The following is a 20,592-nucleotide window of genomic DNA, read 5'->3' as shown; positions in this document are numbered from 1 at the left end:
GCCGGTCACCCCACGCGGGGTGACCGGCCTCTGTCGTCGGACGTGTGCGGTCAGCGCCCCGCTGCCTCGGCGTGGTGCTCCAGGGCGGCGTCGACCCAGAACTGCAGGTCCTCGTCCTCCGTGAGCGCCTCCTCGGCGACGGTGATCCACCCCTCGCCCATCGACCGGCCCGTGCCCATCTCTGCCCGGCGGGCGCCGCGCGCCTCCAGGTACTCGGCATCGCGGCTGCGGGACACGCGCACGAGCAGTGCGCCTCCGCCGCCCGAGACGGAGACCATCATCTTCTCGTCGACCATGAACGCCAGGCCGCCGAACATCGTCACCTCACGGACGTCCCGGTCCGACAGCGCAGTGCGGACGCGGTCTGCGAGCTCAGCGTCGTGAGCCATCCACCGGCTCCTCCCTGGCGAGCAGCAGAGTCCGGAGACGCGGCCTAGGTCGCGTCGACGTCGAACGGCGGCGGGGTGCTCGCGTCCCGCGTGCGGGTCGCCTGCCCCGCCGGGGACCAGCCGGCTGCGGTCGCTCCCGCAGCAGCTGCGCTCGCGGCGGTGCTCCCCGTCCGGGCCGGGGCGTCGTCGTCGCCCATCAGCTGCGACCGGATGAAGGTCTTCGGGTGGTACTGCCGCAGGTCGATGTCGCGCAGGTGGTCGAAGTCGTCACCCAGGGTGTCGTGCAGCTGCCCGCGCACCCCGGTGACCGCATCCCGCGCCTTCTTCAGCCCGTTCGCGGCGTCCTTGGCCAGCGAGGGCAGGCGGTCGGGGCCGAAGATGAACAGCGCCGCCAGCGCCAGGACGACGATCTCGCCCCAGCCGATCGAGTCGAACACCGCTCCTCCTCGCACCCACCGCGGACCGCGGTCGTGTCCAGCGTAGGCGGACCGGCTTGCTGTCGGACGACCCACAGCCCAACAGCAGGTGTCAGGCCACGCCGAGGGTGACGTCGACCTCGCGGGAACTGCCACCGCGCACCAGCTCGAGGGTCACCGTGTCACCCGGCTCGCGGGCGTCGACCTCGACGGCCAGCTCCTCCGAGCTGACGACCGGCTCGCCGTCGACCGCGATGACCACGTCCTGCTCCTGCACCCCGGCCTCGGCGGCACCACTGCCGGGCTCGACGTTGAGCACCAGCGCCCCGTCGCGGGTGCCGTCGGTGACCGTGCGGGCGTTCACGCCGAGCGAGGCGTGCACCGCCGTCCCGGTGGTGATCAGCTCCTCGGAGATGTCGCGCACCGTGTCGATCGGGATGGCGAAGCCGAGGCCGATCGAACCGCCGGTCGTGCCGGCGCCCGCCACCGAGGCGATCGCGGTGTTGATCCCGATGACCGCGCCGGTGGCGTCGACCAGTGCGCCACCGGAGTTGCCGGGGTTGATCGGCGCATCGGTCTGCACGGCGCTGATCACGGCATTGGTGTCGCTGCCCTCGCCGGTCAGCCGCACCGGGCGGTCCAGCGCGCTGACGATGCCGCTGGTGACCGTGCCGGCCAGGCCCAGCGGCGAACCGATCGCCACCACGGGGTCACCGACGACGAGATCGCCGACGCTGCCGAGGGAGGCCGCGACCAGCCCGGGCTTCTCCACCTTGAGGACGGCGAGGTCACTGGCCGGGTCGCGGCCGACGATCCGGGCGGTGGAGCCACTGCCGTCGCTGAAGACCGCCCGGATCTCCGCGCCCGCGACGTCGGCGGCACCGGAGATCACGTGGTTGTTGGTGATGATGTAGCCGCCCTCGGCGTCCACCACGACCCCGGACCCGGTGGCGCCTGCGCTGGCCAGCCGGACCTCGATGGAGACCACGGCGGGCATGATCCGACCGGCGATGTCGGCGATCGAACCGGGCTCCCGGCTGGTGCCCGGGGACACCTCGGAGAGCTGAGTGCCCTCGGCCAGCAACGGCGCCTCGTCGGCCGTCCGGCCCAGGTACCAGGCGGTCGTGCCGCCGACCATGCCGACCAGGAGCAGGCTCAGCAGGGCCAGCACGGTCAGCCGGACGGAGAGGTCGCGCAGCCGGACCTTGCTGCGACGCTGCGGCTCCGGCAGGACCGGGCCGGGCGGCGGTTGCTCCTGCGGGTACTGCGCGGGTGCACCCAGCGCAGCGGGGGCGTGCGGGTCGCGCCACGGGTCGGCGATCGCGTCGGGCTTCCAGAACGGGGCCACCGCGGTGCGCCGCCGCGCGGGGCGGCCACCCGGGGGCTCACCCAGACCGGTGGCGCCGTCCCGGGGGGCGAACGCCCGCAGCACCGCCTCGGGGGGCGGCGGGGGCACTGGTCGGGGCGACGGCACCGGGCGGTCGTCGCCGAACGACCCGTCGACCGCGGCGGGCCGACCGAAGGCCGCCTGCTGCTCCGGCTGGGGAGCCGGGGCCGGCGGGGTGCTGGGCTGCAGCCGGGCGTCGGTGGGCGCGAAGGCGCCTGTCGTCCCCGCGGGACGGGCGTACGCGGTCGGCTGCTCGTCGCTCAGGCCGACTGCGTGGTCGGCGCGACGGGAGCCGGCGTCGGACGGCTCGGTGCCGGGCGTCCCGCTCAGGGCGTCCCGCCGGCGGGCAGGCCGGTGGTGGAACCGACGGTGGACGTGCGCACCACGGGCGGGACGATGTCGGTCCGCTCGGTCGGCGCATAGCGGACGGCGTCGGCCACCGGCTCCCGGTGGGGCATGTCGGCGGTCGGCAGGTTGACGGCGAGCACGGCGACACCCAGACCGAGGCCGGCCAGCGCCCCGGTCATCCCCCGCCGCAGCCAGCGGGCACTGCCGTCGGACCGGGGCGGGGCCTCGGCGGGCGCGAGCGGGATCGCCCAGGAGCCACCCGCGCCGGTGGCCGCGAGGCCGTCGGCACCGGCGCTCAACGAGCCCAGCCCGCCGCCGGGGCCGGCAGCCGTGAACGGGATGGCCTGCAACCGGGAGATGAGGTCACCGGGGACCGCGACGTCGACCCCGTGCCGCAGCGCGTCCTTGGCCTCGCGCTGGGCGGAGACCGCCATCCGGCACTGTGCGCAGCCGGCCAGGTGCCGGGCCGCCCGGTTCGCGGCCCCGCCGGAGAGCTCTCCGTCGACGAGGGCGGCGATCGCCTCCTGGGCGAGGTGGCTCTCCGGGATGCTCACGACACCTCCACGGCGGGGACGGGGCGGCCGGGGGCGAGGTGGGCCAGCGCCTCCCGCAGTTGCACTCGACCGCGGTGGATGCGGCTGCGGACGGTGCCGAGCTTGATGCCGAGGGTCGCCGAGATCTCCTCGTAGGTGAGGCCCTCGATGTCGCACAGCACGACGGCGACCCGGAACTCCGGGGAGAGCGCGTCGAGGGCGGCCTGGATCTGCGGGTCGAGGTGGGTGTCGGCGTAGACCTGCTCCGGGGACGGCGCGGAGCCGGGCAGCCGCTCGGTGTCCTCCGGGAGGGCGTCGAAGCGGATCCGCTGCCGGCGACGGACCATGTCCAGGAAGAGGTTCGTGGTGATCCGGTGCAGCCAGCCCTCGAAGGTGCCCGGGGAGAAGTCGGCGAGCGAGCGGAACACCCGGACGAAGGTCTCCTGGGTGAGGTCCTCGGCGTCCTGCTGGTTGCCGGAGAGGCGGTAGGCCAACCGGTAGACCCGCGCCGAGTGGTCGCGGACGACCTGCTCCCAGGTGGGCGCGACCCAGCCGTCGGCCGCGGAGGCCACGGGTTCGAGGCCGGCTGGGGCCGCCGACCCGGTCGCGGTGGGCTCGGTCACGGCCCCAGGATCGCAGACGGCCGAGGTCGACACCTCCCCAGCGGGGGTGGACCGCTCGACGGAGCGCTGGCTGGTGGTACGCGGGAGACGCACGTCCGGTCCAACGGCCGGGCGCGCAGTCGGTGTTCCCGTGCAGCGCAGACACACAGCCAGTTGCCAGGCAGTCGACCGGGCGTCGTCCCGTCCCCCACCCGGGCGGGCGGGGACCCCGCCCTCGCCACTACCCTCGCCCGGTGACCAGCGTTGCCGGACCGCCCCCGACCGGCGGCTCCCCGACGGGCGCGGCGGCCTATGCCGACAGCTTCGCCGCCGAGACCCCCGCCCAGGTGGCCGCCCGCCAGCGGGCCATGACCTCCGCCGAGGCGTTCGGGACCCAGGTCCCGGTCGAGCCGGCGGTGGGCGCGACCCTCTCCGTCCTCGCCGCCGCCTGCGACGCCCGCTCGGTGGTGTCCATCGGCAGCGGCGGCGGCGTCGCCGGGCTCTGGCTGCTGCAGGGAATGCGCCCCGACGGCGTCCTCACCGCCCTGGACGCCGACCCGGCCGAGCTGCGTGCGGCCCGGCAGGCCTTCACCGAGGCCGGCGTCCCCAGCGGGCGGACCCGGCTGATCTTCGGCACGCCCGGTGAGGTGCTGCCGCGGCTGTCCCCCGGTGCCTACGACCTGGTCAGCTGCGCCGGCCCGCCGCTGGAGTACGCCGGCAACCTGGCCGGTCTGCTCGGGCTCATCCGGCACAGCGGGTCGCTCATCTGCCACGGCCTGCTCACCGAGGACAAGATCGCCGACCCTTCGGCCCGCGATGCGCAGACCGTCGCGTGGCGGGAGATCGCCCGGACGCTCCGCGAGGACGAGACGCTGACCTGCGCCGTGCTGCCCATCGGCACCGGCCTGCTGGTCGCCACCAAGCGCACCTAACCGGACCGACCGGAGCCGAACGGGAACTCCGCCTCCGCCGCCCACGGCCCGCCGAGGTAGCGCCAGAGGCCGAGCCCGCGGGCGGTGACCGTCTCCGGCACGAACGACGCGGTCAGCTCGGCGTGCAGCGCGCGGGCCGCCTCCGGGGCGACCTTGTTCTGCACCGTCACGTGCGGGCGGGACCACTGCCGGTCCTGCCGGGTGAGCCACGGGTCGAAGGCGTCGGCCAGGCCCTTGCGCAGCGCAGTGAGCTCCGACGACGCCAGGTCCAGGGCGACGCCGCGACCGAGGAAGCGGACGCCGGTGACTGCGACGTCGAACGCCGGTCGCGCAGCCACCACCGCCAGCTCGCGGCCGATGGCCGCCCGGTGCTCACCGGGCAGCGCGTGGAAGAGCGTCACGTGCGCCTGCACGTGGTTGCGCTCCGGCGGGAAGTGCGCCGCCCGCAGCCGGTCGAACCGCTGCTGGGCGGCGTCGTCCAGCAGCAGCGTCACGATCAGCGGTGACGGCACCGTCGGCTACAGGATGGCGCGGGAGCCCTTGCCCAGGACCGTGATGCCGCTGGCGCTCACGTGGTACCGCTCCCGGTCCCGCTCGGGGTCGACCCCGATCTGCGCACCGGGCGGGACGACGACGTTCTTGTCCAGGATGGCGCGGCGCACGACGGCGCCCTCGCCGATGTGGACGCCGTCCATCAGCACGCTGGCCTCGACCCGCGAACCGCGTTCCACGCGCACGTTCGGTGCGACCACCGAGCCGTGCACGGAGCCGCCGTCGATGATCACCCCGGCGCTGACCATCGACTCCTCGGCCCGGCCTCCGAGCACGAACTTGGCCGGCGGCAGCATCGGCGGCAGGGTGTAGATGGGCCAGCGGTCGTTGTAGAGGTTGAAGATCGGGCTGACCGACACGAGGTCCATGTGCGAGTCGTAGTACGCGTCCAGCGTCCCCACGTCCCGCCAGTAGCCGTGGTCGCGCTCGGTCTCCCCGGGGACGGCGTTGCTGCTGAAGTCGTACACGTAGGCGTCGCCGGCCCCGGCCATCATCGGCATGATCGACCCGCCCATGTCGTGCACCGAGTTCTCGTCGGCAGCGTCGACCCGCAGGGCCTCCAGCAGCGCGTCGGTGGTGAAGACGTAGTTGCCCATCGAGGCGAACGTCTCGTCCGGGCTGCCCGGCATCCCCGGCGGGTCGGCCGGCTTCTCCAGGAACTGGCGCACCTTGCCGTTCTCGTCGGCGTCGATGACACCGAAGGCGGTGGCCTCCTGGCGCGGCACCCGCAGGCCCGCGACGGTCACGCCGGCGCCGGTGGCGAGGTGCTGGTCGATCATCTGTGACGGGTCCATCCGGTACACGTGGTCGGCACCGAAGACGACGACGATCTCGGGACGGTCGTCGTAGATCAGGTTGAGGCTCTGGTAGATCGCGTCGGCGCTGCCGGTGTACCAGCGCGGGCCCAGGCGCTGCTGCGCCGGGACCGGGGTGATGTAGCTGCCCAGCAGCGTGGACATCCGCCAGACCGTGGTGATGTGCCGGTCCAGCGAGTGGCTCTTGTACTGGGTGAGCACCGCGATCCGCCGGATGTCGGCGTTGACCAGGCTGGAGAGCACGAAGTCGATGAGCCGGTAGTTCCCCCCGAAGGGGACCGCGGGCTTCGCCCGGTCCTGGGTCAGCGGGGCGAGGCGCTTCCCCTCACCACCTGCCAGCACGATGCCGAGAACTCGAGGGCCGCCACGCATGGACGGACCGTATCGGCTGCCGGGGGTGTTCGCCCCATCTGCCCCACGGTCCAACCACCTAGGGTGAGTCCGTGCGCGTCGGAGTGATCACCCGGGAATGGCCGCCGGACGTCTACGGAGGGGCCGGGGTGCACGTCGAGCACCTCGTCGCGGCCCTGCGTGGACTCGAGCAGGGGCCGGAGCTGGACGTCCACTGTTTCGGTGGCCCACGTGCGGACGCGACCGGCCACGGGGTGCCGTCCGGGCTGCAGGCCGCCAACGGCGCACTGCAGGCCGTCGGCGTCGACGTGGAGATCGCCGCCGCGCTGGCCGACGCCGAGCTGGTGCACTCGCACACCTGGTACGCCAACCACGCCGGGCACCTGGCCTCGCTGGTGCACGGCTCCGCGCACGTGGTGACCGCGCACTCCCTGGAACCGCGCCGACCGTGGAAGGCCGACCAGCTGGGCGGGGGCTACCGGCTCTCCTCCTGGGTGGAGCGCACCGCCTACGCCTCGGCCGACGCGGTGATCGCGGTCAGCCGCGGCATGCGGGCCGACGTCCTCGACGTCTACCCCGACCTGGACCCGGCGAAGGTCGTCGTGGTCGGCAACGGGGTCGACGCCCAGGCCTACCGGCCGATCGAGGCGCCCGACGTCGTCCGCTCGGTGGGGGTCGACCCCGACCGGCCGTACGCGCTGTTCGTCGGCCGGATCACCCGGCAGAAGGGGCTGGTGCACCTGCTGGCCGCGGCCGATCAGCTGCCCCCCGAGGCCGGTCTGGTGCTCTGCGCCGGCGCGCCCGACACCCCGGCCGAACGCGCGCAGGTGGCCGACGCCGTGGCCGAGCTGCAGACCCGCCGCACCGGGGTGGTCTGGATCGAGCAGATGCTGCCCCGCGAGCAGCTGGTGCCGCTGATCACCGGGGCGACGGTCTTCGTCGTCCCGTCGGTGTACGAGCCGCTGGGCATCGTGAACCTGGAGGCGGCGGCCTGCGGCACCGCGGTCGTGGCCAGCGCCGTGGGCGGCATCCCGGAGGTCGTGGACGACGGCCGCACCGGCCTGCTGGTGCCCTACGACGCCGAGGACCCGACCGCGTTCGCCGCCGGGCTGGCGGCGCGGATGGCCGAACTGCTCGCCGATCCCGGCCGTGCGGCCGCGATGGGCGCGGCCGGCCGGGAGCGGGTGCTGGCGGAGTTCGGCTGGCCGGCGATCGCCCAGCAGACCGCCGAGGTCTACGAGACGGTGCTCGCCGCCCGCTGACCCGAGCCGCTCAGCGGTCCTCGGAGAGGACGCTGCGCGCACGACCGGCCGCCTTCGCCCGGTACAGGGCGCTGTCGGCACGGCGCATGAACTGGGAGGTCGGCTCGCCCGGCTCGTGCGCGGCGACGCCGATCGACAGCGGCACGCCGGCGCAGGCGAGCCGCAGCTGCTCGACCACCGCCAGCGCGGCCGGGCCGGCGTGGGCGGGGAGCAGCAGCGCGAACTCGTCGCCGCCGTGCCGGGCGAGCACGGAGCCGCGGGGCACCCGGGGCAGCCACTCGTCGGCCACCGTCCGGAGCAGGTCGTCGCCGGCGGCGTGCCCGTGCTGGTCGTTGATGGACTTGAAGTGGTCGATGTCCACCAGCGCCACGGACAGGTCGGCACCGCTGCGCACGGCGACCCGCACCGTCTCCTCGAGCGCGTCGTCGAAGCCACGCCGGTTGGCCAGGCCGGTGAGCCCGTCCAGGCTGGCGGCGGAGGCGCGCCGGGCCAGCGTGGCGACCACCAGGCCCATCGCGGCCATCACGACGGCCAGCGCGACCACCGGGCCGGCCGCCACCCCGCACAGGGTCAGGACGACGGTGCACGCCGCGATCGCGGTGCCCAGGTACGCCGACGCCACCGGGAGCGCGAAGAGGAAGAAGGCCGCGACGGCGATGAACAGGTACATGCCGGCCAGCGCCACGGCCGAGGTCGGGTCGGGCGCCGCGCAGACGACCGTGCTGATCAGCGCGGTGCCCAGCAGCACCATCAGGTGGAACGCCGACCGGGGCAGGTGGCGACCCCAGCGGACCACCACACCGCCGGCCAGCAGGGCACCCGGCCCGATCGCCGTCAGCACGGACGAGACGCCGCCGGCACCGCCCCCGCCCAGCAGGACGACGGCGAGGACGGCGAGCCCGCCGGCCACGTACAGCGCCCCGATGACCGGGGCGGTGACGCGTGCGCTCGCCACCTCGGGTCCGCTGCGCATCCGTTCGTGCCGCCTTCCGGGTGAGGTGCCTGGGTCGCCGGAGTCGGACGGGCAGGAGACCGGCGAGTTCCGTTGCGGGCAACCTAGTCGTTGGCCACGAGGATCCGGCCGCTCCCCGGCCGCGCCTCACCCGGATCGGTCAGACGGCGGCAGTGCCGATCAGGCCCTTGCGGGTCACCAGCCCGGCCAGCTCCGCCTCGGTCAGCGACGCCGCCCCCTCCGGACGTCGGGGCAGCACCAGGTACCGCGACTCGGCACTGGCGTCCCAGACGGCGATCGCCGTCCCGGCCGGGAGCTCGAGCCCGAACTCGGTGAGCACGCCCCGGGGGTCACGGACCACCCGGGAGCGGTAGGCCTCGCTTTTGTACCAGCTGGGCGAGGGGCCGAGCAGGGCGATCGGGTAGCAGGAGCACAGCGTGCAGACGACGACGTTGTGCGTCTCCGCGGTGTTGGCGACCACCTTGAGCCGCTGCTCCTGCAGGCCGCCGGCCATCGACAGCCCGACCTCCCGGATGGCGGTGTTGGCGTCGGCCAGCAGCCGCTCGGCGAAGCCGGGGTCGGCCCACGCCCGGGCCACGATGCGCGCCCCGTTGGCCGGGGTGCCACCGGCGAGGAACTCGTCGATGCGCCCGTCGACCTCCCCGGCGGCCAGCAGACCGCGGCTCTCCAGCAGCGTCTCGACGTGCCGCACCTGCGCCGAGATCCGGGAACTGCCGTGGTCGCCGCTCATCGCTGCTCCTCGATTCGGGTCAGGTAGTCCTCCCACAGTTCGACGGTGACCGTGTGGTCGCCCTCGCCGAACAGGTCGGCGGCGGCGAACCGGACGTGCCACACCGACCGGGCCGGCCCGGTCAGGCCGCGGGCGCGGTCGTCGGCGAGCGGGTGCCGCCCGGCACGCTCGACCAGCACCCCGACCGCGCCGCGGGCGTACCGGGGCAGCCGGGTGTGACCGGCCGGATCGACGGCCCGGGTGCGCACCCGGTCGCCCGGGGCGAACCCGTCAGGCGCCGTGGTCATCGACCGCGAGCTCGTCGGCTGTGGCGACGCCCTTCTCCACCAGCAGCGTGCTGATCGCGGCGAACCAGCGCTCGTAGTAGGAGGCGCCCAGGTACTGCTGCACCGGCAGCCGCTCCTGGGCGTCGCGGAACTCGTCGAGGTTGTAGACCCCGCGCTTGATCAGCGCACCGTTGAGTGCGAGGACGTGCGCTTCCCAGTCCGCGTGGAACGGCGGCTCGTCGGGCTCCTCGACGATCGCCGGGAACCCGGCCATCCCGCCGACGTCGTTGATCCGGCTCATGCGGAGCCTCCTGGTGAGGGGTCAGGGCCAGATGGAGGCGACGATGATCGCCGAGACCGCCAGCGTCGCGCCAGCGGAGACCAGGCTGGCGGGGTGGAAGGCCACCTCGGTGAGGTGCTGACCCAGCCGCCCGGGGGTGAGCAGGTCCAGCAGCAGGAACGCCAGCGCCTGCAGCAGGACGCCGAGCAGCCCGAACACCACGGTGTAGAGCAGCGCCCGCCCGAACCCGCTGGTCGCGTTGGTCCAGATGGTGGTGAACGCGATCGCGCCCTGGCCGAGGAAGCCGGCGGCCAGCGCGATGCCGGCGTTGACCGAGCGCTCCTCGTAGATGTGCTTGGCCAGGTGGCCGGGGGTGAGCAGGTCGAGAGCGAGGGCGCCCACCACGAGCAGCAGGATGCCGACGCCGGTGTAGGCGACGGCGTAGCCGATGCTGGCCAGCACAGAGGACCTCCGAGTTGGGGGACGGCGGAGCGCTGAGCCTAGGGCCAGCGCGCACCCGACCCGCCGCCCCGCCCCGCCGGCGCCCCGGCCAGCTCGACGACCCCCGGCCCGGACAGCTGCGCGACCCCGCACCGGCGACCGGTGAGCACCATCAGCAACGCACCGGTGCTGCCCTGCACGACTGGGCCGGAGCCGGCGTGCCAGTCGGAGTCGGTGGCGACCAGCTGCACCCCGCGCAGCCGGCGCCGGGCCCAGAACGGCCAGCCCATCGACCAGACCCGGGTCGCGGCCGCCGCGGCCGCCGCCGGGGGCACGGCGCGCTCCCGGCCCAGCGGCACGGCGATGTCCTGCCCGTGGACCAGGACGTCGATCAGCGGCTCGAGCTGCGTCGTCCCCACGGCGTGCCGGCGCGAACCCACCATCGCCCGGATGCCGGCCACCAGCTGCGCCGGGGGCGCGACGGAGGCGGCACACGCGGTGTCGTGCACCATCCGGTCGAAGCTGCCGCGGGCCCGGACCAGCGCCGGCAGGGCGCTCGCTGCCCCCGTGTGGGCGAGGGTGAGGTGCGCCGCGACGTCCCGCACCCGCCAGCCGGCGCACAGGGAGGGGTGCTCCCACTCGGCCGGGGCCAGCTCCTCCAGCAGGTCCGCGAGCGTCGACCGCTCGGTGTCGATCGTCGTCCAGAGCTCGTCGCCGTCCATCGCGGCCCCCTCGGCCGGTAGATTCCGTCAGGATCCCTGACGATCCTCGGGATGCCGTGACTACACAAGGGGTGCGATGACCGCCGAGCGACCGGATGCCGTGGAGCCGAACACCGGGCTGCTGCTCTTCTACCCCTACCGGGCGCTGGAGAGCCGGGTGCTCACCGCGCTCGCCGAGGCAGGGTTCGAGATCACGCTCGCCCAGGCCCGGCTGCTGCAGCGCGTCGCCGACGACGGCAGCCGGCTCACCGACCTGGCCGCCCAGGCGCAGGTCACCAAGCAGACCGCGGGCGAGCTGGTCGACCAGCTCCAGCGGCGTCGCTACGTCGAGCGGGTCCCCGACCCCTCGGACGGCCGGGCCCGGCTGATCCGGCTCGCGGCTCGTGGCCGGGAGGCAGCCGCCCTCGCGGCCCCCGTCGTCGCCACCGTCGAGGCGGAGTGGGCGACGCACCTGGGCCCGGAGTCCATGACGGCGCTCCGCGCGGCACTGACCCGGCTGCGGGAGATCACCGATCCCTGGGCGTGACCCCCCGGCCCGGTGGAACAGCGCAGGTGCGGACGGCGCTGCACCAGGTGTGACGGACGCACTGACCCTGTTCGACGACGTCCTCCCGCCCGAGACACCGGTCGAGAACCGGCTGCTGCAGGTGCGCACGGTCTACGCGGAGCCCGCGGCCGCCGCCTCTCCGCGCGGGCGGCAGGTGCTGGCCCGGTTCCCCGGTGCGGAGCTGGTGGAGGTGCCCTCGCACTGGCAGATCCCGACGCTGCACGGCAACGAGGGCAACGTCGACCGCTGGGTGCGGGTGAAGACCGAGACGTTGGTGCTCGGGGTCAAGAAGTCGCTGTCGGCCCGGCCCAACGGCCGCTCGGCCAACTGGATCGCGCCGTCCACCGCCAACGGCTGCGCGATGGCCTGCGCCTACTGCTACGTGCCGCGGCAGAAGGGCTACGCCAACCCGATCACGGTGTTCACCAACATCGAGCAGATCACCGGCTACCTGCGCCGGCACGTCGCCCGCCAGGGACCGAAGACCGAGCCCGACCAGTGCGACCCGGAGAGCTGGGTCTACGACATCGGCGAGAACAGCGACTGCTCGGTCGACGCACTGGTCAGCGACAACGTCGCCGACCTGGTCGCCACCTTCCGCGAGCTGCCGACGGCGAAGGCCTCCTTCGCCACCAAGTACGTCAACGAGCACCTGCTCGACCTCGACCCGCAGGGCCGCACCCGGGTCCGCTTCTCGCTGATGCCGCAGGCCGACGCCACGGTCCTGGACGTGCGCACGAGCAAGGTCGGCGAGCGGATCGCCGCCGTCGACGACTTCGTCGCGGCCGGCTACGAGGTGCACCTCAACCTCTCCCCCGTCGTGCTGCGCGAGGGCTGGGAGGCCGACTGGACGGCGCTGCTGCAGCAGCTGGACGACGAGCTGGGCGACGCCGCGAAGGCCCAGGCCGCCGCCGAGGTGATCATGCTGACCCACAACGAGGGGCTGCACCAGGTCAACCTGGGCTGGCACCCCCAGGCCGAGGACCTGCTCTGGCGCCCGGAGCTCCAGCAGCCCAAGGTCAGCCAGAACGGCCAGGTCAACGTCCGGTACCGCAACGACGTGAAGCGGGCCGGGGTCGACCGGCTGCAGCAGCTCATCCGGCAGCACGTCCCGTGGCTGCACGTCCGCTACGCCTTCTGAGTCGCCCCGCACGGGCCGAGGTGCTGCCCGGCGCAGCGTCGTCCGATGTGCGACCCTGAGCAGTCTGCGGTCGGGGCGACCAGACCTCGTTCCCAGGGAGACCACATGTTCGACCCGCGTACTGCGCCGGCGTTGCTCGAGGCACTCCCGGACACCGTCGTGGTCGCCGACCGGGACGGTCGCATCGCCTACGTCAACCCAGCCGTGCACACGCTGCTGGGCCACCGGCCCGAGGAGCTGATCGGCGAGTCCCTGACGGTGCTCATGCCCGAACGCCTGCGCCGCGGGCACGGCACCGGGTTCGCCCGGTACGCGGCCACCGGCCGCGGTGAGCTGGTCGGGGCGACCACGCAACTGCCGGCGCTACACGTCGCCGGGCACGAGGTGCCGGTCGACCTGACGATCTCCCGGCTGGCCGCCGAGGGCGCAGCAGTCGACGGCGCCCTGGTGGTCGCCGTCCTACGGGACGCCAGCACCACGATCCTCCTGGAACGTCAGTTCCAGGTGAGCCGGTACCTGGCTGCGATCCAGCGGGTCACCGCAGCGCTGACCGAGGCACCCGACGCCGACGCCGCCTTCCAGCAGCTGCTGCCGACGCTCTGCAACGAGCTGGACTGGGACGCCGCCACCATCTGGCGTCCTCACGAGGTCACCGGCCGCCTCACCTGTGCCGACATCTGGGCAGCACCGGGTGGCGAGGTGCCCAACCTGCGCGCTCGCGCGCGCGGGCTCTCGCTCGGCCGCGGCGAGGGACTGCCCGGCGTCACCTGGCAGGAGCGCAGGCCGGTGGTCTTCGAGGACCTGTGGTCCGAGCCGCGCTTCCTGCGCCGGGACGGCGCACACGCCGATGGCGTCCGCACCGGCGTGGCCTTCCCGGTCCTGTACGGGGACACCCTGCTCGGCGTGTGCGAGCTGTTCTCCCGGCAAGCGCGTCCCGTGCCGGACGACCTGCTCGACGTGCTGGCGACCGCCGGGCGGCAGATCGGCCAGTTCCTCAGCCGGCTCCGCGCCGAGTCGCAGATCCGCTCCCTGGCCGAGACGCTGCAGCGCAGCCTGCTGCCGCCCTCGCTGCCGGCCATCCCCGGCGTCGGGATCGCGGCCCGCTACCGCGCCGGTGGCCGAGGGCTGCTCGTCGGCGGGGACACCTACGACGTCCTGCCACTGCCTGGCGGGAGCTGGATGGTCCTGATGGCGGACGTCTGCGGCAAGGGGGCCGAGGCCGCCGCGACAGCCGCGCTCGCCCGGCACACCGCACGGGCCGCCGCGACAGCCGACTCCGGTCCAGCCGATGTGCTGCGCGCGGTCAACGCCGCGCTGATCCGAGAGGCCGGCCCCGGCCCGCTCCGCTTCGTCACCGCCTGCTGCCTGGTGCTCCGCCCGCACAGCTCAGGCGCCTCCGCGCGGCTCACCGTCGCCGGACACCCCCGTCCGGTGTTGCGTTCCTCCACCGGCGAGTGCACGGAGGTGGGCGAGGTGGGACGTCCGCTGGGCATGGCCGTCGACTCGGACTTCGGCGAGGTCGCCGTCGAGCTGTCCGCCGGGAGCACCCTGGTGCTCTACACCGACGGCGTGACGGAGGCCCGGGACGACTCCGGGGTGCAGTTCGAGGAGTCCGGTCTGGTCCGACTGCTGGAGAGCGGCCCACCGCGCTCGGCCGAGGAGACGGTGGAGGCCGTGCAGGCCGCCGTCGACCGGCACCGGCAGGACTCCCGCCACGAGCGGGACGACCTGGCCGTCCTCGCCCTGCGGTGCTGAGTCCGGCGCTCTCACTGCTGGACCGCTCCCGCACCCGGGTCGGCGAGCCCGATGCAGCGGCGCTCATCGGCACCGTGGAGCGGGCGGTGCGCGCCGAGCGGCTGGGCTTCGAGCGGTTCTGGGTCGCCGAGCACCACGGCGTGCCGGGCATCGCCGGTGCCGCCCCGGCGGTGCTGCTGGCCGCGATCGCCGGCCGGACGACGAGCATCCGGCTGGGCTCGGCCGGCGTGATGCTGCCGCACCACCAGCCGCTGGTCGTCGCCGAGCAGTTCGCCACCCTGAGCGCGTTCGCCCCCGGCCGCATCGACCTGGGGCTGGGCCGCTCCCCCGGCTTCACCGCCCCCGTGCGGCAGGCGCTGCGCTCCACCGGTGAGCCGGACTTCGCCCACGACCTGACCGAGCTGCGGGCGTTCCTCGCCGGCTCGGCGCCGATCACCGCGCACCCCCGCCCGGCCGCCGCCGTCCCGGTGTACGTGCTGGCCACCGGCTCGGGACTGACCGTGGCGGCCGAGCTGGGGCTGCCGGTGATCGTCGGCGGCCCGCTGCTGGGCGTGGCCGGCGACCCGGAACCCGGGCTGGCCGCGCTGGCGGACTACCGGCGCACCTACCGGCCGAGCGAGGAGGCACCGGAGCCGCGGGTGGCGATCAGTCTCGACGTGCTGGTCGCCGACACCTCGGGCGAGGCCGCCGACCTGCTGCTGCCCGAGGCGTGGGCCATGGCCCAGGCCCGCACCACCGGCGTCTTCCCGCCCCTGGAGCCGGTGGCGGGGATCCGGGCCCGCACCCTCACCCCGCGCCAGCAGTCCTACGTCGATCAGACGGCCGCGGCGGCGATCGCCGGCACCCCCGCCCAGGTGGGGAGCCGGCTGGCCGAGCTGCTCGACCGGACCGGCGCCGCCGAGCTGGTCGCCTCCAGCAGCACGCACGACCGGACGGCGCTCGCCGCCTCCGACGCCGCACTGGCAGCGCTCCTCGGCGCACCGCGCACCGCCCACTGACGCCCGGCGGCCGGTCCCGTTCCGGACACGTACGCCAGGTGGTGTCGCCCGGGCGCGCGCTGTGCCACGGTGCTCCCGCCCAGCCCCGTCGCGACAGGAGGCACCCGTGCCGGCCGTGGAGATGCACGCGGTGTCCAAGAGCTACGCCCGACGCGGCCGCCCGCCGCAGCAGGCCCTGGACTCCTTGGAGCTGGTGGTCGAGTCCGGCGGCGTGCACGGGTTCCTCGGCCCGAACGGCTCGGGCAAGACGACGACCATCCGGGTTCTGCTGGGCCTGATCCGGCCCGACGCCGGCGACGTGCGACTGCTGGGCCGACCGGTGCCCGATGGGCTCCCGCAGGTGATCGGCAGCGTGGGCGCGCTGGTCGAGACCCCGCTGTTCTTCCCCGGCTTCTCCGGCCGCCGCAACCTGCGGCTGCTCGCCGAGACCGCCGGGGTGCCGCGCAGCCGGGTCGAGGAGGTGCTGGAGACCGTCGAGCTGCGCGACCGGGCCGACGACCGGTTCAAGGGCTACTCGCTGGGGATGAAGCAGCGGCTCGGCATCGCCGCCGCGCTGCTGAAGTCCCCGCAGCTGCTGATCCTGGACGAGCCCAGCAACGGGCTGGACCCGGCCGGCATCCGGGACGTACGCGAGCTCATCCGCCGGCTGGGCCGCGACGGCTCGACGACGGTGCTGCTCAGCTCCCACCTGCTGGCCGAGATCGAGCAGGTCGCCGACCAGGTCTCGATCATGGCGCGGGGCCGCTGCATCGCTTCCGGCCCGGTGCACGAGGTGCTCGCCGGCCGGTCCTCCGGGGACGTGCGGGTGCGGGTGCCCGACCGGGCGGCCGCGACCGCCGTGCTCACCGCAGCCGGTTTCACCGTCACCCCGACCGAGGACGCGCTGCTGGTCTCCGCCGTCCCGGCGCCGGGTGAGGTCACCCGGGTGCTCGCCGAGCACGGCCACTACCTGGAGGAGCTGACCCCGGTGGCGGCGGACCTGGAGAGCGCGTTCCTGGCGCTGACGGCGGAGCCGGCATGACCGCCGTCCGCACCGAGGCGCCCCCGACCGCACCCGCCGGCCGGTTCAGCGGCCTGCTCAGGGCCGAGGCGCACCGGTTCGGAGCCCGCCGGTTCATCCAGGTGCTGCTGCTCCTCGCGGCGCTCGGCTGGGCCACCTTCACCGCCATCGGCCTCACCCAGTACGCCTCCCCCACGCCCGAGCGGCTCGCCGCGGCACAGCAGCAGCTGCAGGGGGAGGTGGAACGGGCGAACGAGTTCCGGGAGGAGTGCCTGGCCTCGGACGACGTCCCGGCGGACGTCTCCCCCGAGGAGTGGTGTGGCGCGCCGGTCACCGCCGCGGACCTCGACCTCGACTGGTACCTGGACCCGGCGCCGTTCTCCTTCGCCGCGGACGGCGTCGCCGGGGCGGTGGCGTTCAGCGCGGCGGGTGCGGTGCTGGCCTTCCTGGTCGGCGCCACGTTCGTCGGCGCCGAGTGGTCCTCCCGGTCGATGATCGCGCTGTTGTTCTGGGAGACCCGGCGGCCCCGGGTGATCGCCGCCAAGATCGTCGTCGTCGCCGTGGCCTCCGCCGTCCTCGGCGTGGTCGCGCAGGGCGCGTGGCTGGCGATGGCCGGCCTCTGGCGGACCTTCGCCGGCGACGGTGTCGCCCTGCCCGACGGGTTCTGGTCGGAGCTGCTGGCCACCGCCGGACGCGGCGTGCTGCTCACCACGCTGGCCGGGTTGCTCGGGTTCGGCCTGACCAACCTGGTGCGCAACACCGGCGCGGCGCTCGGGGTGGGGTTCGTCTACTTCGCGGTGCTGGAGACGGCGGTGCGCGCACTGCGGCTGGAGTGGCAGCCCTGGCTGCTCACCAACAACGCCTCGGCCCTGGTCGTGCCCGACGGCCTGACCCTGTTCCTCGGCTCCGACCCGATCACCGGGGAGTCCACCGAGTACCTGCTGGGCAACCTGCAGGCCGGCGTCTTCATGGCCGTGGTGACCGGCGTCGTCCTGACCCTGAGCACCGTGCTGTTCACCCGCCGCGACCTGCACTGACCCGCTCAGCCGGTCGGGGTTTCAGGACCCGGGCGGGTCGGGGTAGGCGGAGGGGCATGGACACAGACCTCGAGTCCGCCACCCGCACCGAACTGCTGCGCCGCGCGCGCGAGCAGGACGTACCCGGACGCTCGTCGATGACCAAGGACCAACTGGTCGACGCGCTGACGTCCGGCGACTCCGGCGACGGCGCCGCGTCCGAGGGGGCCTCGTCCGACGGCGCCGCGTCCGACAGCGCTTCGTCCGACGGCGTCCGTGGCGACGGCTCGCGGCCGGTGCACTCGCGGGTCGAGGCGTTCCGCCTGCTGGCCGAGGCCCGGGCCCGGGGCGAGATGGTGCTCATCCCCCGGATGCTCACTGGCAACGACCGCCGGGTGCACGTACGGGAGACCGTGCGTGAGGACCACGAGACCCGCATCGCCACCGGTGACCTGGAGGCGCGGGCGAAGTTCGACAAGCTCGCCGGCTCGGTCTTCCACTTCTTCCGCGGCACGAACCTGCTCTTCTACCGCGACCTGGTCGGCGAGGACGCCCGGCTGCCCACGGTGCTCGCCCTCGGCGACGTCCACCCCGGCAACTTCGGCGTGATGCCCAGCTCCGACAACGTGCCGATCTTCAGCGTCAACGACTTCGACGACGCCTACTACGCGCCCTTCACCTGGGACCTCAAGCGCGGCGCCGTCGGCTTCATGCTCGGCGCGGCCGAGAAGTCCGATCTCAGCCCGAAGAAGCAGCGCGCCATCGCCCGCCGGTTCGTGCGCGGCTACGTGTCCGGGATCGCCTCCTACGCCGCCGACGGCCAGGAGCAGACCGAGCAGCTCCGGATGGACAACGCCCCGCCGCTGATCGCCGAGCTGCTCGCCAGCACGCTGGAGACCAGCCGCGCCGAGTGGCTGGAGGACCTCCTGGAGGAGACCCGGCGCGGCTTCCGCACCGACGAGGAGCTGGTGCCGGTCAGCAGCCGCCGGGAGGAGTTCCAGGAGATCGTCGACCGCTACGTCGCCGAGAACGAGGTCGCGGTGCCCGAGCGCGCCGGCCGGATGCGGGTGAAGGACGTCGCCGAGCGGCGCGGCGCCGGCACCGCCTCCCTGGGCCTGACCCGGTACTACGTCCTCATCGCCGGCGTGCGCGACGACGGCACCGACGACCTGCTGCTGGAGTTCAAGCGCGCCCGCCGCTCGGCACTGGCCGGGCTGGTGCCGCCGTCGGGGTACGAGGTCGACAAGCAGGGTGACCGGATCCGGCACGCGCAGCGGGTGCACCTGGTCGACGGCGACGTCTTCTACGGCAGCGTCGACATCGACGGGCACAGCTGCATGGTCCGCGAGCGGGCGCCGTTCCGCGACGACATCAGCCTCGGCTCGCTGTCGACGAGCGAGTGGAAGGAGTACGCCGGGATCTGCGGGCGGGTCCTGGCGCACACGCACGCGATGTCGGACGAGACCGGCAAGGTCGACTACGACGTCGAGCCGGCGATCCTGGAGGCGATCGGCGGGCGGGACCTGTTCGTCGACGACGTCCTCCGCTTCGCCGAGGAGGCCGCCGAGCGGATCCGCCGGGACCACGAGTACTTCGTCGCCGACCACGAGCTGGGCGCCTTCCGCAGCGTGGACGTCGTCTACCGCTGACCTCGGCGGTGGGCGAGCGTGAGCCACCAGACCGACCGTGGAGCCGGGCCCCGGCACGGCTCCACGGTCGGTGGGGCGGGTAGACCCCGTCGGCGGCCTCGCTCCCGCCGGAGCTGTCAGGGGCCCCTGCGGCTGCTCACCCGGGTGGCGCCACGCCGGGGGTTTGCCCCGGCGCCCCCGGGTGGGCCACGGTGGTGCCGTGCGCAGACGAGACTTCCTGGCCGCCGGCGGCGCACTCCTCCTCGCCGGCTGCAGCCGGTCCGGCAGTTCCCCGACCGCTGCGCCCACGACGTCGGCAGCCACGACGTCGGCACCGGAGTCTGCAGCCGCGTCGACCAGTGCGGCCCCCACGCCGACCGAGGAACCAGCGCCCACCCCGGGGACGCCGGCGGAGATCCTCGCCCGGTCGACGGTGCCGGTGCTCTGCTTCCACCAGATCCGCGAGTTCCGCCCCGACGACAGCGCCTACGCCCGCACGCTCATCACGCCCCCGGCCGTGCTCACCGCCCAGTTGCAGGCGCTGCGCGACGGCGGTCACACCCCGGTCACCGCCCCGGCGCTCGTGGACCACCTGCAGTTCGGCACCGCCCTCCCCGACCGGCCCGTGCTGCTGACCTTCGACGACGGGTCGGTCACCCACGCCACGGCGGCCCTGCCGGTGCTCCGCGAGTTCGGCTTCCCGGCGGCGTTCTTCCCGATGACCGTGGTGCTGGACAAGCCGGACTGGCTCAGCAGCGACCAGCTGCGGGAGCTCGACGCGGCCGGCATGACGATCGGCGCGCACAGCTGGGACCACCAGCGGGTGGACCAGCTGACCGGCGGCCAGTGGACCGAGCAGCTCGACGACCCGAGGGCCACCCTGGCCGGCATCCTCGGGCACCCGGTCGACCTGCTCGCCTACCCGCACGGGATGTGGGACCAGGAGGCGCTGCCGCACGTCGCCGCTGCCGGGTACCGGGCCGCGTTCCAGCTCTCCGAGCCCACGGACCCGATGCAGCCGCTGCCCACCATCCGCCGGATCATGCCGCCGCCCACCTGGGACGGCGCCACCCTGCTGGCCCACCTGGAGTCCGACTTCTGACCGTCGGCGCTCGCACCCCGGCGGCTACCGTGAGGGGCGTGGCCCGGGTCGTCGTCGTCGGCGCCGGGCTCGGGGGTCTCGCCGCCGCCGCCCGGCTGGCCGCGACCGGCCACGCGGTGACCGTGCTGGAGCAGGCGCCGCAGGTCGGCGGCAAGCTCGGCTGGTACGCCCGTGACGGCCACGGCTTCGACACCGGGCCCAGCCTGGTCACCCTGCCGCAGGTGCTCGACGACCTCTTCGCCGCCACCGGCGCCCCGCTGTCGGAGGTGCTGCCGTTGCAGCGGCTCGACCCGGCGGTGGCCTACCGGTTCGCCGACGGGACGACGACGGCGCTGCCCGGGCACCGCGATGACGTCCCGACCCGGCTCGACGCCGACCTCGGCCCCGGCAGCGGTGCGCAGTGGAC

General features: G+C 74.3%; 24 protein-coding genes. 11 read left to right on the top strand and 13 right to left on the bottom strand.

Translation table 11 applies throughout. From position 1 onward, the window contains the following. Positions 1-50: 50 nt before the first annotated feature. The 5 genes from IN07_RS16885 to sigE all read right to left on the bottom strand — a co-directional run bounded on the left by IN07_RS16885 (position 51) and on the right by sigE (position 3,696). Positions 51-389 carry a TfoX/Sxy family protein gene (locus tag IN07_RS16885; protein WP_036337541.1) on the bottom strand — a complete coding sequence of 113 codons (339 nt, stop codon included), beginning with the start codon at positions 387-389 and terminating at the stop codon, positions 51-53. A gap of 44 nt (positions 390-433) precedes the next feature. Then, positions 434-826: a twin-arginine translocase TatA/TatE family subunit gene (locus IN07_RS16880; RefSeq protein ID WP_036337539.1), complete on the bottom strand. Its 393-nt coding sequence runs from the start codon at positions 824-826 to the stop codon at positions 434-436. Between the two features lie 91 nt (positions 827-917). Next, on the bottom strand, positions 918-2,261 hold the full coding sequence (locus IN07_RS16875) for a S1C family serine protease (protein ID WP_231558434.1): 1,344 nt from the start codon (positions 2,259-2,261) through the stop codon (positions 918-920). Positions 2,262-2,518: 257 nt separating this feature from the next. Then, positions 2,519-3,094 (bottom strand): anti-sigma factor family protein, encoded by a 576-nt coding sequence (locus IN07_RS26750; protein ID WP_036337537.1) that lies wholly within the window; start codon positions 3,092-3,094, stop codon positions 2,519-2,521. After that, entirely contained in the window at positions 3,091-3,696 is a 606-nt protein-coding gene (gene sigE / locus IN07_RS16865; RefSeq protein ID WP_036337535.1) for an RNA polymerase sigma factor SigE, read from the bottom strand. Before sigE ends, IN07_RS26750 begins: the two co-directional genes overlap by 4 nt. Positions 3,697-3,929: 233 nt before the next feature. Here sigE and IN07_RS16860 point away from each other — a divergent pair, with 233 nt between their 5' ends. Beyond that, positions 3,930-4,607 (top strand): O-methyltransferase, encoded by a 678-nt coding sequence (locus tag IN07_RS16860; RefSeq protein ID WP_036337533.1) that lies wholly within the window; start codon positions 3,930-3,932, stop codon positions 4,605-4,607. Here IN07_RS16860 and IN07_RS16855 read toward each other — a convergent pair. Further along, complete coding sequence (locus tag IN07_RS16855; RefSeq protein ID WP_036337531.1) at positions 4,604-5,119, bottom strand: 2'-5' RNA ligase family protein; 516 nt, start codon at positions 5,117-5,119, stop codon at positions 4,604-4,606. The genes IN07_RS16860 and IN07_RS16855 overlap by 4 nt on opposite strands. A 6-nt stretch (positions 5,120-5,125) precedes the next feature. Beyond that, the gene (gene glgC / locus IN07_RS16850) at positions 5,126-6,346 is read right to left on the bottom strand and encodes a glucose-1-phosphate adenylyltransferase (RefSeq protein WP_036337530.1); all 1,221 of its coding nucleotides are present in this window, start codon (positions 6,344-6,346) and stop codon (positions 5,126-5,128) included. Between the two features lie 71 nt (positions 6,347-6,417). Between glgC and glgA the strand changes: the two genes are divergently transcribed. After that, positions 6,418-7,587: a glycogen synthase gene (gene glgA / locus IN07_RS16845; RefSeq protein ID WP_036337529.1), complete on the top strand. Its 1,170-nt coding sequence runs from the start codon at positions 6,418-6,420 to the stop codon at positions 7,585-7,587. 10 nt (positions 7,588-7,597) lie between these two features. Here glgA and IN07_RS16840 read toward each other — a convergent pair whose 3' ends face one another. The 6 genes from IN07_RS16840 to IN07_RS16815 form a co-directional block, all read right to left on the bottom strand. Further along, complete coding sequence (locus IN07_RS16840; protein WP_156119247.1) at positions 7,598-8,542, bottom strand: GGDEF domain-containing protein; 945 nt, start codon at positions 8,540-8,542, stop codon at positions 7,598-7,600. Positions 8,543-8,699: 157 nt separating this feature from the next. Further along, the gene (locus IN07_RS16835) at positions 8,700-9,290 is read right to left on the bottom strand and encodes a nitrile hydratase subunit alpha (RefSeq protein WP_036337527.1); all 591 of its coding nucleotides are present in this window, start codon (positions 9,288-9,290) and stop codon (positions 8,700-8,702) included. Next, complete coding sequence (locus tag IN07_RS26880; protein WP_036337525.1) at positions 9,287-9,577, bottom strand: SH3-like domain-containing protein; 291 nt, start codon at positions 9,575-9,577, stop codon at positions 9,287-9,289. Before IN07_RS26880 ends, IN07_RS16835 begins: the two co-directional genes overlap by 4 nt. Continuing rightward, the gene (locus IN07_RS26875) at positions 9,561-9,857 is read right to left on the bottom strand and encodes an SH3-like domain-containing protein (RefSeq protein ID WP_036337524.1); all 297 of its coding nucleotides are present in this window, start codon (positions 9,855-9,857) and stop codon (positions 9,561-9,563) included. Before IN07_RS26875 ends, IN07_RS26880 begins: the two co-directional genes overlap by 17 nt. A gap of 21 nt (positions 9,858-9,878) precedes the next feature. Continuing rightward, positions 9,879-10,298: a DUF350 domain-containing protein gene (locus IN07_RS16820; protein WP_036337523.1), complete on the bottom strand. Its 420-nt coding sequence runs from the start codon at positions 10,296-10,298 to the stop codon at positions 9,879-9,881. Between the two features lie 38 nt (positions 10,299-10,336). After that, a complete protein-coding gene (locus IN07_RS16815; RefSeq protein ID WP_036337521.1) occupies positions 10,337-10,999 on the bottom strand; it encodes a maleylpyruvate isomerase family mycothiol-dependent enzyme in 663 nt (220 codons plus the stop codon). 76 nt (positions 11,000-11,075) lie between these two features. Here IN07_RS16815 and IN07_RS16810 point away from each other — a divergent pair, with 76 nt between their 5' ends. From IN07_RS16810 to IN07_RS26465, 9 genes are all read left to right on the top strand, one after another. Next, a complete protein-coding gene (locus IN07_RS16810; protein ID WP_036337519.1) occupies positions 11,076-11,525 on the top strand; it encodes a MarR family winged helix-turn-helix transcriptional regulator in 450 nt (149 codons plus the stop codon). A 49-nt stretch (positions 11,526-11,574) separates the two neighbouring features. Next, positions 11,575-12,687 (top strand): spore photoproduct lyase family protein, encoded by a 1,113-nt coding sequence (locus IN07_RS16805; RefSeq protein WP_036337518.1) that lies wholly within the window; start codon positions 11,575-11,577, stop codon positions 12,685-12,687. A gap of 105 nt (positions 12,688-12,792) precedes the next feature. Then, the gene (locus IN07_RS16800) at positions 12,793-14,442 is read left to right on the top strand and encodes a SpoIIE family protein phosphatase (RefSeq protein ID WP_036337516.1); all 1,650 of its coding nucleotides are present in this window, start codon (positions 12,793-12,795) and stop codon (positions 14,440-14,442) included. Next, entirely contained in the window at positions 14,436-15,440 is a 1,005-nt protein-coding gene (locus IN07_RS16795) for an MsnO8 family LLM class oxidoreductase (protein WP_231558433.1), read from the top strand. Before IN07_RS16800 ends, IN07_RS16795 begins: the two co-directional genes overlap by 7 nt. Before the next feature lie 106 nt (positions 15,441-15,546). Continuing rightward, positions 15,547-16,461 (top strand): ABC transporter ATP-binding protein, encoded by a 915-nt coding sequence (locus IN07_RS16790; protein ID WP_036337515.1) that lies wholly within the window; start codon positions 15,547-15,549, stop codon positions 16,459-16,461. Continuing rightward, entirely contained in the window at positions 16,458-17,477 is a 1,020-nt protein-coding gene (locus tag IN07_RS16785; RefSeq protein ID WP_036337514.1) for an ABC transporter permease subunit, read from the top strand. Before IN07_RS16790 ends, IN07_RS16785 begins: the two co-directional genes overlap by 4 nt. A 56-nt stretch (positions 17,478-17,533) precedes the next feature. After that, complete coding sequence (locus tag IN07_RS16780) at positions 17,534-19,105, top strand: DUF2252 domain-containing protein (protein WP_036337513.1); 1,572 nt, start codon at positions 17,534-17,536, stop codon at positions 19,103-19,105. A 199-nt stretch (positions 19,106-19,304) separates the two neighbouring features. Continuing rightward, positions 19,305-20,186 (top strand): polysaccharide deacetylase family protein, encoded by an 882-nt coding sequence (locus IN07_RS16775; protein WP_081975476.1) that lies wholly within the window; start codon positions 19,305-19,307, stop codon positions 20,184-20,186. 38 nt (positions 20,187-20,224) lie between these two features. Further along, a partial coding sequence (locus tag IN07_RS26465; RefSeq protein ID WP_231558432.1) for an NAD(P)-binding protein occupies positions 20,225-20,592 on the top strand: 368 nt, incomplete at its 3' end.

The sequence above is a fragment of the Modestobacter caceresii genome, assembly GCF_000761485.1.
GTDB lineage: Bacteria > Actinomycetota > Actinomycetes > Mycobacteriales > Geodermatophilaceae > Modestobacter > Modestobacter caceresii.
The sequence above is the reverse complement of the archived record's forward strand: the minus strand, read 5'-3'. Positions and strand labels throughout refer to the sequence as shown.